Here is a 12,939-nt window from a genome sequence, read left to right as displayed (position 1 = left end):
TTCTATAATACGAATCATAACTTATTCAATTTCAAAAACATTTGAATAAACAAAGTGCAATGAAGAGATCACAGTAGTGAGGATCTTACTGTAACAGAGAGCTGATGGTTGGTGTGAATCAGTACAGGGATAATCATGAATTACAGTCTTGGAGCATCTTTTTCGTAGTAAAGATTTGTTTTCTTTATGAAGGAAAGGCGGTCAAATGATCGTTAACAGTGAAGAGAGGTAGACGAAATAAGTCTACAACTAGGGTGGTACCGCGATAAATATCGTCCCTACTGATTGGATCAGTAGGGACTTTTTGTATTTTTGTGGCCCAACTTGAAAATGGAATATAACATGCGGTGAAAGGAAAAGAAGTAGTAGTTGTTTCCCTGTAACAGAGAGCTGGTGGTTGGTGTGAACCAGTACAAAGACAAGTGCGAATTACAGTCCTGGAGCATCTTTTTCGTAGTAAAGATAATTGTCTTTATGAAGGGAAAGACGGTCAAATGATCGTTAACAGTGAAGAGAGGTAGACGAAATAAGTCTGCAACTAGGGTGGTACCGCGATAAATATCGTCCCTACTGAGTAGATCAGTAGGGATTTTTTGTACACATAAAAGGCGGAATCGATCTCATAATAAGTTTTTGTGGAGTTTCAATTCAGAAAATAGGGAATTTTTATTCTCTTCACATAGTTTTAAACATTAAAAGGAGGATTTTAAAATGGCAAATCATGAGTTAGAACAATTACGTAAACAGGTGGATAAAATCAATTTACAGTTACTAGAGCTTTTAAATGAACGAGGTAAAATTGTTCAGAAGATTGGGGAACAAAAACAAGTGCAAGGTACGAAACGTTTTGACCCAGTTCGTGAGCGTGAAGTACTGGATATGATCGCAGAACATAATGAAGGGCCATTCGAAACTTCAACAGTTCAACACATTTTCAAAACGATTTTCAAAGCGAGCTTAGAATTGCAAGAAGATGACAACCGTAAAGCATTACTTGTTTCACGTAAAAAGAAAAAAGAAAATACAATTGTTGATGTAAAAGGTGAATTATTAGGAAATGGAACACAAACATTCATCATGGGTCCTTGTGCGGTAGAAAGTTTAGAGCAAGTTCGCCAAGTGGGGCAAGCGATGAAAGCACAAGGATTAAAATTAATGCGCGGCGGTGCTTTCAAACCGAGAACGTCACCATACGACTTCCAAGGATTAGGGGTTGAAGGCTTACAAATTTTACGCCAAGTAGCTGATGAATTCGATTTAGCGATTATCAGTGAGATTTTAAATCCAAATGATGTAGAAATGGCTCTTGATTACGTTGATGTCATTCAAGTTGGGGCACGAAACATGCAAAACTTTGATTTATTAAGAGCTGTGGGTAAAGTAAATAAACCTGTATTATTAAAACGTGGTTTAGCAGCGACAATTGATGAATTCATTAATGCAGCTGAATACATCATCGCACAAGGAAATGATCAAATTATACTATGTGAGCGCGGTATCCGCACATACGAAAGAGCAACGCGTAATACGTTAGATATTTCAGCAGTACCAATTTTAAAGAAAGAAACACATTTACCTGTTGTTGTGGACGTAACGCATTCTACAGGACGCAGAGATTTATTATTACCTACTGCGAAAGCAGCACTAGCAATTGGAGCAGATGCAGTCATGGCAGAAGTACATCCAGACCCAGCAGTTGCATTATCTGATTCTGCACAGCAAATGGATATTCCAGAGTTCCATAAATTCATGGAAGAGTTAAAAGGATTTAAAAATAAATTATCTTAATTTCATATTGAATATGCGTAGAAAGGGAAACAGTAGTGCTTATCTCCCTGTTTATAGAGAGCTGATGGCCGGTGAGAATCAGTACAAAGATAAGCATGAATTACAGCCCTAGAGCATCTTTTTCGTAGTAAAGATCATATCTTTATGAAGGGAAAGACGGTCTCATAGATCGTTAACAAGGATAAGAGGTAGACAAAAAAATAGTCTACAATTAGGGTGGTACCGCGATATGAATCGTCCCTACTGAGCGCTCAGTAGGGACTTTTTTGTACAAAAAAATAATAAAGGGGTAAGAGAAATGAGATATATTACAGCCGGAGAATCACATGGTCCGCAGTTAACTGTTATTTTAGAAGGTGTACCTGCAGGATTATCGTTACAAGCAGAACATATTAATAAGGAATTATTAAGAAGACAAAAAGGGCATGGTCGCGGGAGACGCATGCAAATTGAAACGGATACAGTAGAGATTGTAAGTGGTGTGCGCCACGGAATAACACTTGGTTCACCAATTACATTAATCGTAAAAAATGATGATTTCAAACATTGGACGAAAGTAATGGGGGCTGAACCTATTTCGGAGCAAGAAAGTAAAGAAATGAAACGTACAATTACAAAACCACGTCCAGGACATGCTGATTTAAATGGTGCAATTAAATATGGTCACCGTGATATACGAAATGTTTTGGAACGTTCTTCTGCAAGAGAGACAACTGTAAGAGTAGCTGCTGGTGCAGTTGCAAAACAAATTTTAAAAGAATTAGGTGTGCAAATTGCAGGACATGTTCTTGAGATTGGCGGGATACAAGCAAATCGTGTAGGCCGACTACTAATAGAAGAAATTCAAACAATTACAGAAAATTCACCTGTGCGTTGCCTAGATAAAGAGGTAGAGCAAAAGATGATGGATGCTATCGATACTGCAAAAAGCAGTGGGGATTCAATAGGTGGAATTGTAGAAGTAATTGCGGAAGGGATGCCAATTGGTGTTGGTAGCTACGTACATTATGATCGTAAATTAGATGCAAAACTCGCGGGAGCAATTATGAGTATTAATGCTTTTAAAGGCGCTGAAATTGGGATTGGATTTGAGGCGGCAAGGCAGCCAGGAAGCTTAGTACACGATGAAATCCTATGGGATGAAGAAAAAGGCTATACAAGAAAAACAAATCATGCAGGTGGATTAGAAGGTGGTATGACTACAGGAATGCCAATTGTAGTAAGAGGTGTAATGAAGCCGATTCCTACATTATATAAGCCACTTGCGAGTGTAGATATTGATACGAAAGAAACATTCCAAGCAAGTATTGAACGATCTGATAGTTGTGCAGTACCAGCTGCAAGTGTTGTTGCAGAAGCTGTGGTTGCATGGGAGCTTGCGGACGCATTAGTTGAACAATTCGGAAAAGACCGCATGGAATTAATCAAGCAAAATATTACGCAGCATAACAAATATGCAAAAGAATTTTAAAAAGGATGGATGCCAGATGAAGGTAAAAGAGCAATTATCATCATTACAGCCATATAAACCAGGTAAATCAGCGCAGCAAATGAAAGAGATATATGGGGATCATTCATTTGTAAAATTAGCATCAAATGAAAATCCATTCGGTTGTTCACCACGTGTTATAGAAGAGTTGCAAAACGCATGGCATGAACATGCCTTATATCCAGATGGAGGAGCTGTAGAACTTCGCCAAACAATTGCAGAAAAACTACAAGTTCAAAAGGAACAAATTATATGTGGAAGCGGACTTGATGAAGTCATTCAAATTATAAGCCGTGCGGTACTTTGTAAGGGAGATAATGTAGTAACAGCAGGAGAAACTTTCCCACAATATCGTCATCATGCAGTTATTGAAGGGTGCGAAGTGAAAGAAGTAGCTTTAAATAACGGTGTATATGACTTAGACGAAATTTCTTCAGCGGTTGATAACAATACAAAAATCGTTTGGATTTGTAATCCGAACAATCCGACAGGCACATATGTAAATGAGCGAAAATTGACTCAATTCATTGAGGGAATTAGTAAAAATACGTTAATTGTCATTGATGAAGCGTACTATGAATACGTAACAGCAAAAGATTTCCCAGAGACATTACCGCTTCTAGAAAAACATAAAAACATTCTTATACTAAGAACGTTTTCTAAAGCATATGGATTAGCATCATTCCGTGTTGGGTATTCGATTGGACATGAAGAGTTAATCGAGAAATTAAATGTTGTACGTTTGCCGTTTAACGTATCTTCATTGGCACAAAATGCAGCAACGATTGCCTTAAGCGATGAGTCATTTATTGAAAAGATAGTACGTGTTAATACAGAGGGGCTGCAACAATACGAAAGTTTTTGTAAGAGAAATGAAATTCCATTCTATCCGTCGCAAACAAACTTCATCTTCTTGCCGGTAGATGGTGCTGAAGAAATTTATGAAGCTTGCGCGCACGCAGGGTTTATTATTCGTCCGTTTCCAAATGGTGTCCGTATTACAATCGGAACAAGGGAACAAAATGAAGGAGTGATTTCAGTGTTAAAACAACACTTTGAAAATAAAAAACATAAGTCTCGAGATGAGGCCAATGTGTAAAAAGGTAGTATTAATTGGAACAGGATTAATAGGAGGCTCTCTCGCATTAGCAATTAAGAAGGAGCACGATGTAACGATAACAGGTTATGATTTATTTAAAGAGCAGGTAGAGCGTGCGAAAGAATTACATGTAGTAGATGAAGTAGCAATAGATTTACAGCGTGCATGTGAAGAGGCAAATTTAATTATTTTTGCCTCTCCAGTTGAAGAAACGAAGAAGTTATTACACAAACTAGCGTCATTTCGTTTACGGGATGATGTAATAGTGACCGATGTTGGAAGTACAAAAGGAACAATTATGAATGAAGCGGAAGCTTTATTTTCAAAGAAAGTTTCTTTTATTGGCGGACATCCGATGGCAGGGTCTCATAAAACTGGTGTTGAAAGTGCAAAGGCGCATTTATTTGAAAATGCATTTTACATTTTAACACCGATGAATCATGTGCCAAATGATCAAGTGGAAGAGCTAAAAGTATGGTTGAAAGGAACAGGATCACATTTTCTCGTCTTAAATACAGAAGAACACGATTATGTAACAGGAATCGTTAGTCATTTTCCGCATCTTATTGCGGCAGGTTTAGTAAAACAAGTCGAGAAACATGCAGGAGATAATCCACTCATTCATCAACTAGCTGCAGGTGGATTTAAAGATATTACACGTATCGCATCTAGCAGTCCGAAAATGTGGAGTGACATTGTAAAGCAAAATCGTGAGCATTTAATGGTATTATTAAAAGAGTGGATCTCTGAAATGGAAGAGTTATATAAGACGGTTTCTATAGGACATGCAGGCGAAATACAAAACTACTTTGCAGATGCGAAAGAATATCGTGATTCTTTACCAGTGAGAAAAAGAGGAGCTATTCCTGCCTATCACGACTTATACGTCGATGTTTTAGATAAAGTAGGGGCATTAGCTCATATTACGAGTATTCTTGCGCGCGAAGAAATTAGTATTACGAACTTGCAAATATTGGAAGCGCGTGAAGGGTTGCTTGGGGTATTACGTATTAGCTTCCAAAGAGAAGAAGATCGTATGAAAGCAAAACTAGCGCTTGGAAAAGAAGAATACCAAACATATGAAACAATTTAAATGAGAAGGTGAAAACGTGAAAGAAAGAACAATACAACCTGTTAATAACGGATTGAATGGAACCATTACAATTCCTGGTGATAAATCCATTTCACACCGCGCTGTTATGTTCGGCGCAATTGCAGAGGGAAGAACAACAATTAAAGGCTTTCTACCTGGTGCAGACTGTTTAAGTACTATTTCTTGTTTTAAAGAAATGGGAGTAGACATTATGCAAAACGGTGATGAAGTTATTGTAATCGGAAAAGGAATTGAAGGTTTACAAGAACCAAAAGCTGTATTAGATGTTGGTAATTCTGGAACTACGATACGATTAATATCAGGAATATTGGCAAACACGCCATTCTTTTCTTGCGTACAAGGTGATGCTTCTATCGCAAAAAGACCGATGAAACGCGTAACCAATCCATTAAAGCAAATGGGCGCAAACATTGATGGCCGAGAAGACGGGACGTACACACCGCTAACAATAAGAGGTGGAGCATTAAAAGCAATCCAATACACTTCCCCAGTTGCAAGCGCACAAGTAAAGTCAGCTATTTTACTTGCAGGTCTTCGTGCAGAAGGTGTAACAGCTGTTACAGAACCGCACATTTCACGCGATCATACGGAAAGAATGCTTAAGGCGTTTGGTGTTACAGTAACTCGTGAAGGGAAAACTGTAAAACTAGCAGGTGGCCAGAAATTAACTGGAATAGACGTTCAAGTTCCAGGTGACGTATCATCAGCGGCATTTTTCTTAGTAGCAGGAGCCATTATTCCAAATAGTAAAATACAACTACAAAATGTAGGAATGAATCCGACTCGTACAGGTATTATAGATGTTTTAGAGAGAATGGGTGCTACGTTCACTATAGAACCAATTAACGAAGGAGCATCAGAACCAGCTGCAAACATTACTATTGAAACATCTTCACTAAAAGGAATCGAAATTGGCGGGGATATTATTCCAAGATTAATCGATGAAATTCCGATTATCGCATTAGCGGCAACGCAAGCTGAAGGAATTACGGTTATTAAAGATGCGCGTGAGCTAAAAGTGAAAGAAACGAATCGTATTGACACAGTTGTTGCTGAACTAACGAAATTAGGAGCTCGTATTGAAGCAACAGATGACGGAATGATTATTTACGGTAAATCAACTTTAAAAGGCAATACAGTACATAGTTACGGTGATCACCGTATTGGAATGATGCTTGCAATCGCCGGCTGTATAGCTGAAGGAAAAACAACGATTCAAGATGCAGAAGCAGTAGGTGTATCGTATCCTACATTCTTTCAGGAATTGAGCAAACTACAAACCGAATTGGAAAAAGCATAAAGTGAAACTTTATATGGTATACAGGGGACATGATAAAAGTAATTAGTAAGTACAGCTTTTTGTTTTATGGTAAATCTTTATTTGGAAGATAGTGTGTGTTATATCGAGATATAATAATTATAGAAAGGTCGATGTATATTTCATCGACCTTTCTGATTTTTTAGATAGGATTTTATCCGCATGAGTACGAATGTAATAAAGGGAATAGGAGGAGAAAGTCATGAAAGTAATTGAATTAGCAGGGCGACAATATAGAGAAGCGATTGCTTTATCTGAATATGCCTTTCAATATAAGGTACCGGAAGATCAAATTGAAAAGCGTCTTACATTAATGAAAAAACACCATCAACTATTTGGAATTTTGGAAGGAGATCAACTCGCAGCAAAACTGCACCTTCTTCCGTTCGAAATAAATATTGGTGATGAAATGTTTAAAATGGGTGGAATTGCAGGAGTAGCGACATACCCAGAGTATAGACGGAGTGGGCATGTAAAAGAATTACTGAAGTATGTGCTACAAAAAATGAAACAAGATGGATTTAGTGTATCAATGTTACATCCATTTGCAGTTTCATTCTATAGAAAGTATGGATGGGAACTATTTGCCAATCGTTTCATATGTTCCATGACGAAGAGTGATTTAGTGATGCAGAAGCATGTGAAAGGGAATGTGAGACGTTTTAATAAAGATTCACATCCAAAAGAAATAGAAGCAGTATATGAGCAATTTGCAAAGCGATTCGTTGGTATGCTAGTTCGAAGTACGGATTGGTGGACGCAAGCAGTTTACCATGATTTGACGGCAGCGGTCTATTACAATGAAAAAGATGAAGCTACTGGTTATATGCTGTACAAAATAAATGATTCAAAAATGACAGTGGAAGAATTTGTACCGCTAAATAATGAAGCTCGAAATGGACTTTGGAATTTTATTTGCCAACATGATTCTATGATAAAAGAGCTTAAGATGATACTAAGTGAAACAGAGCCATTACTTTATACTTTACAAGAGCCTCGAGTGAAGGCTGAAATTACTCCTTATTTTATGGCTCGGATTGTAGACGTGGAGCAGTTTTTAAATCAATATCCATTTGTTTGGAGTAATCAACAAAATAATGTCATTTTACATATTTCAGACTCATTTGCCTCATGGAATAATGTGACGGTTAAATTACAAAGTAAAGAAGTAGTAATTATTAATAAAGAAGAAACCGAAAAATGGAACAGTAGAGGAATCCATTTAAATATAAATGATTTATCAGCAATGTTATTCGGATATAAGCGTCCATTAGAGTTATACGAAATGGACCATATTTTAGGGAGTGAGGAAGAAGTAAAAACACTTGAACATTTGATTCCATTACATAAGCCGTTTATTTATGATTTCTTTTAAAATTTCAAATAAAAAGCACGATTTGAAAAGTGCTTTTTATTTTGTTGAAATAGAAAGATGATTAGATATACCTTTAGATGCCTAAGTATGTTATAGTAATTGAAGTATGTATATAAAAGTATCGAAATTGGAGGAAACACATGATTACAGTTAGTAACGTAGGATTGCGCTTTGCGGACAGAAAATTATTTGATGATGTTAACATAAAATTCACACCAGGTAACTGCTACGGTTTAATCGGAGCAAACGGTGCTGGTAAATCAACATTTCTAAAGATTTTATCTGGAGAAATTGATCCATCAACAGGTGATGTAAACATCACGCCAGGTGAGCGTTTAGCAGTATTAAAACAGAACCACTTCGAATACGAAGAGTTTCCTGTATTAGAAACAGTAATTATGGGTCACACACGTCTTTACAAAGTAATGCAAGAAAAAAATGCAATTTACATGAAAGAAGATTTCAGTGATGAAGACGGTATGCGTGCTGCAGAACTGGAAGGTGAATTTGCTGAGCTAAACGGTTGGGAAGCTGAATCTGAAGCTGCAATTCTTTTAAAAGGCCTAGGCATTGGAGAAGACGTTCATGACAAAAAATTGTCAGAGTTAACAGGGGCAGAGAAAGTAAAAGTATTACTTGCTCAAGCATTATTCGGTCAACCTGACATTCTATTATTAGATGAGCCTACCAACCACTTAGACTTAAAAGCGATTCAATGGTTAGAGAACTTCTTAATGAACTTTGAAAATACAGTTATCGTTGTATCCCATGACCGTCACTTCTTAAATAAAGTATGTACGCACATGGCGGATCTTGATTTCGGTAAAATTCAATTGTATGTTGGTAACTATGACTTCTGGTATGAATCAAGCCAATTAGCATTAAAACTAACACAAGATGCAAATAAGAAAAAAGAAGAGAAAGTAAAAGAGTTACAAAACTTCATTGCACGCTTTAGTTCAAACGCATCTAAAGCGAAGCAAGCGACTTCTCGTAAAAAATTATTAGATAAAATTACATTAGATGATATTAAACCATCATCACGCCGTTATCCATTCGTTGGCTTCACACCAGAGCGTGAAGTAGGAAATGACTTATTAACTGTAGAAGGTCTTTCAAAAACGATTGATGGAGAAAAAGTGTTAGATAATGTGTACTTCACATTATCTAAAGGTGATAAAGTTGCATTTATCGGACGCAATGATATTGCGATGACAACATTATTTAAAATTCTTATGGGTGAAATGGAGCCAGATAGCGGTTCATTTAAGTGGGGCGTTACAACATCTCAAGCTTACTTCCCAAGAGATAACTCTAAGTACTTCGAGAACAGTGAATATAACTTAGTTGAATGGTTACGTCAGTTCTCTCCGCAAGATGAAACAGAAAGTTTCTTGCGTGGCTTCTTAGGTCGTATGCTATTCTCTGGTGAAGAAGTAAAGAAAAATGTTTCTGTATTGTCAGGTGGAGAAAAAGTTCGTTGTATGCTTTCTAAAATGATGTTAAGCGGAGCAAACGTATTAACACTTGATGATCCAACGAACCATTTAGACCTTGAGTCTATCACAGCATTAAACAACGGTTTAATCGCATTTAAAGGAACATTACTATTTACATCTCATGACCATCAGTTCGTACAAACAATTGCAAATCGTATTATCGAAGTGACGCCAAACGGTGTAATCGATAAAGAAGCAACATACGATGAGTTCTTAGAAAATGTAGAACTTCAAAAGCAAGTAGATGCAATGTATCAAGGGAAATAATCTGTAAAACAAAACCCTCGCACTTAGAATAGAGCGAGGGTTTTGTTTTTTTACTATAGGTACATCAATTAAAAAACCGACATAAAACCCCTTTTTTTAGGTGGGGGAGAGCTTCTGGCCATGCATAGAAGTGGTCAGGGCCTTTTTCTGCCACATGCGAAGTAAAAACAGAAAGAACAAACGAGTGTAAGTTACTTTTTATTCTGCATAGCAGGATTTGTATATATAAATGTGTTCAATTTTTTCAATATTCATGAAATTATGTTGAAAAGAAGTTACATATAATAAAAAATTACATGTCTTTCCAAACGGAACCGGTCTGTTCAGATTAAATATATTCTTTTCGTATCACAAAGCTAATGTTAAATGAACAGGAGAAATAATGGAATTAAATGTTGTTTATAGAAGTTAATAATAAAAAATATGTATGTGAATTATAATTTTTTACATATAAAGGACGCAGTAAGAAGAAATTTTCTCAGAATGAATAAATTAGCAGCAATAAATCCAATTGGTAATTTTGGAAATAAGAATGTTTGCGGAGTGAAGAATAAAAGTTTATAGTGGGGAGTGTCCTAATAACCGGACGGATTTTTAGAAAGTTAGATAGAAATAAAAAATGTTACAAATGCATTTTATTAAATATATATCTAGGTCAACATATTTAATAAGAAATAGTTGAATAAATACAACCTTAAACTTATAATTACTAATATTCTTCATAAGGTTAAAGAAAAGTGAGGGTTGTTTTGGGAAAGTAAATTCAAAACAGAGGTAGACTTATAAAAAATAAACCTTGGATGATTAAAAGAGGTGGAGAGATGAAACAATTATTATTAAAGAGCAAACGTGTGTTAAGTAATCATTTTGGGTTCTTTATTTTTGCAGTTGTTTTATTCTGGTTAAAAACATATGCAGCATATGTTACAGAATTCGACTTAGGAATATCGAACACAATCCAAAAATTCTTGCTATTTTTTAACCCGCTAAGCTCAGCTGTCCTATTTTTAGGACTTGCATTATTTGCAAAAGGGAAACGATCTTATATTTGGTTAATTATTATTAATTTGTTACTGTCAATTATCTTATACTCAAACGTAGTATATTATCGCTTTTTCAGCGATTTTATTACGTTCCCGACATTAACACAAACGAATAACTTTGGAGATTTAGGTGGTAGTATTTTAGCGTTATTACATCTATATGATCCATTATATTTCTTAGACACAATTATCTTGCTTGTGTTGGTAATAACAAAATTCGCTAATCCAAAACCAATTCGTGTTGCAAAATATAAATTGTCACTTGTATTTATTATGGGGGTTTTGATTTTTAGCATCAACTTAGGTTTAGCAGAATCTGATCGTCCTGAATTACTAACAAGAACGTTTGACCGCAACTACATTGTGAAATACTTAGGTGCGTACAACTATACAATTTATGATGGCATCCAAAGTATGAAAGCATCGACAGAACGTGCTTTAGCGGATGGAGATAGCATGACAGGTGTAAGAAACTATATTACATCGAACTATGCAAGCCCTAACCCAGAGTATTTTGGTAAGGGGAAAGGTATGAACGTTATCTATATTCATTTAGAGTCGTTCCAAAACTTTTTAATTAATTACAAGTTGAACGGACAAGAAGTTACACCATTCTTAAATTCATTTACACAAGATGCAAATACACTGTATTTTGATAACTTCTTCCATCAAACAGGACAAGGTAAAACATCTGATGCGGAGTTTATGTTAGAGAACTCACTATTCGGTTTACCACAAGGGTCTGTATTTACAAACAAAGCTCATAATACGTATCAAGCAGCACCAGCTATTTTAGGACAGCAGGGCTATACATCTGCGGTGTTCCATGGTAACTACAAAACATTCTGGAATCGTGATGATATTTATAAATCATTTGGATTTAATAAATTCTTTGATGCATCATATTATGATATGAATGAAAAAGATGTTGTAAACTATGGTCTGAAAGATAAACCATTCTTTAATGAGTCTATTCCAATGTTACAAACATTAAAACAACCGTTCTATGCGAAGTTTATTACGTTATCAAATCACTTCCCTTATCCAATTAATAAGGATGAAGCGACAATTGAACCAGCAAAAACTGGTGATTCATCTGTAGATACGTATTTCCAAACAGCACGTTATTTAGATGAATCTGTAAAAAGCTTTATGGATTACTTGAAGCAATCTGGTTTATATGACAATTCGATCATTGTGATGTATGGAGACCATTATGGTATTTCAGATAATCATAATGCAGCGATGTCACAAATCATGGGTAAAGAAATTAATTCATTTGAAAATGCACAATTACAACGTGTACCTTTAATCATTCATGTTCCAGGAATGAAGGGCGGAGTTCAACACCAATATGGCGGAGAAATCGATGTTCTTCCAACGCTGTTACATTTACTAGGTACCGATACAAAGAATTATATCCAATTTGGTACAGATTTATTATCACCAGAGCATCAGCAAGTTGTTCCTTTCCGTAATGGTAACTATGTAAGTCCGACCGTTACTGCGCTTAATGGAAAGTATTATGACACAACCACTGGAAAACCAGTAGAAGCAACGGATGAAATCAAACAAAATGAAAAAATGGTTCAACAGAAACTTAAATTTTCTGATGAAGTTGTAAACGGAGATTTATTACGATTCTACACACCAGAAGGATTTACACCAGTAGATCGTTCGAAATATAACTATAATCATCGTGATATAAATAAGACGAAAGTAAAAACTACGCAAGAAGGTTAAACGTAATAAAATAAATCAACGTTAGTCTCCTTATAAGGATAAATATCCTTGTAAGGAGGATTTTTTATTTTGGAGACATTTGATAATTTCACATACCGAATTGATAAAGTATAATAAATGTATGAAAAGAGTACAATTATTGCACACTACAGAAACGATAATTTGGAGTTAATTTTATGGGGGATACAAGATACTATATTAGTA

8 protein-coding genes and 3 other annotated features are annotated in these 12,939 nt (G+C 35.8%); all 8 genes read left to right on the top strand.

Annotation, left to right across the window (positions count from 1 at the left end; translation table 11 throughout):
- Positions 1–50: 50 nt before the first annotated feature.
- Positions 51–283: a binding site (T-box leader), on the top strand.
- Between the two features lie 55 nt (positions 284–338).
- Positions 339–572, top strand: a binding site (T-box leader).
- Between the two features lie 139 nt (positions 573–711).
- The 8 genes from C568_RS0102575 to C568_RS0102540 all read left to right on the top strand — a co-directional run bounded on the left by C568_RS0102575 (position 712) and on the right by C568_RS0102540 (position 12,735).
- The gene (locus C568_RS0102575; RefSeq protein ID WP_003198427.1) at positions 712–1,788 is read left to right on the top strand and encodes a bifunctional 3-deoxy-7-phosphoheptulonate synthase/chorismate mutase; all 1,077 of its coding nucleotides are present in this window, start codon (positions 712–714) and stop codon (positions 1,786–1,788) included.
- A 9-nt stretch (positions 1,789–1,797) separates the two neighbouring features.
- Positions 1,798–2,033, top strand: a binding site (T-box leader).
- Positions 2,034–2,086: 53 nt separating this feature from the next.
- The gene (gene aroC, locus C568_RS0102570) at positions 2,087–3,259 is read left to right on the top strand and encodes a chorismate synthase (RefSeq protein WP_003198429.1); all 1,173 of its coding nucleotides are present in this window, start codon (positions 2,087–2,089) and stop codon (positions 3,257–3,259) included.
- A 16-nt stretch (positions 3,260–3,275) separates the two neighbouring features.
- Positions 3,276–4,376 carry a histidinol-phosphate transaminase gene (gene hisC / locus C568_RS0102565; protein WP_018780703.1) on the top strand — a complete coding sequence of 367 codons (1,101 nt, stop codon included), beginning with the start codon at positions 3,276–3,278 and terminating at the stop codon, positions 4,374–4,376.
- Positions 4,369–5,469, top strand: a complete 1,101-nt coding sequence (tyrA, locus tag C568_RS0102560) for a prephenate dehydrogenase (RefSeq protein ID WP_018780702.1) — start codon at positions 4,369–4,371, stop codon at positions 5,467–5,469. Before hisC ends, tyrA begins: the two co-directional genes overlap by 8 nt.
- Positions 5,470–5,485: 16 nt before the next feature.
- On the top strand, positions 5,486–6,790 hold the full coding sequence (gene aroA, locus C568_RS0102555; protein ID WP_018780701.1) for a 3-phosphoshikimate 1-carboxyvinyltransferase: 1,305 nt from the start codon (positions 5,486–5,488) through the stop codon (positions 6,788–6,790).
- Positions 6,791–7,010: 220 nt separating this feature from the next.
- Complete coding sequence (locus C568_RS0102550) at positions 7,011–8,183, top strand: GNAT family N-acetyltransferase (RefSeq protein WP_018780700.1); 1,173 nt, start codon at positions 7,011–7,013, stop codon at positions 8,181–8,183.
- Between the two features lie 140 nt (positions 8,184–8,323).
- Positions 8,324–9,949, top strand: a complete 1,626-nt coding sequence (locus C568_RS0102545) for an ABC-F family ATP-binding cassette domain-containing protein (RefSeq protein WP_006095166.1) — start codon at positions 8,324–8,326, stop codon at positions 9,947–9,949.
- A gap of 821 nt (positions 9,950–10,770) precedes the next feature.
- Positions 10,771–12,735: an LTA synthase family protein gene (locus tag C568_RS0102540; protein ID WP_018780699.1), complete on the top strand. Its 1,965-nt coding sequence runs from the start codon at positions 10,771–10,773 to the stop codon at positions 12,733–12,735.
- Positions 12,736–12,939: the final 204 nt, after the last annotated feature.

Source organism: Bacillus sp. 95MFCvi2.1, from assembly GCF_000374965.1.
GTDB lineage: Bacteria > Bacillota > Bacilli > Bacillales > Bacillaceae_G > Bacillus_A > Bacillus_A pseudomycoides.
This window is presented reverse-complemented; position numbering and strand designations above follow the sequence as displayed.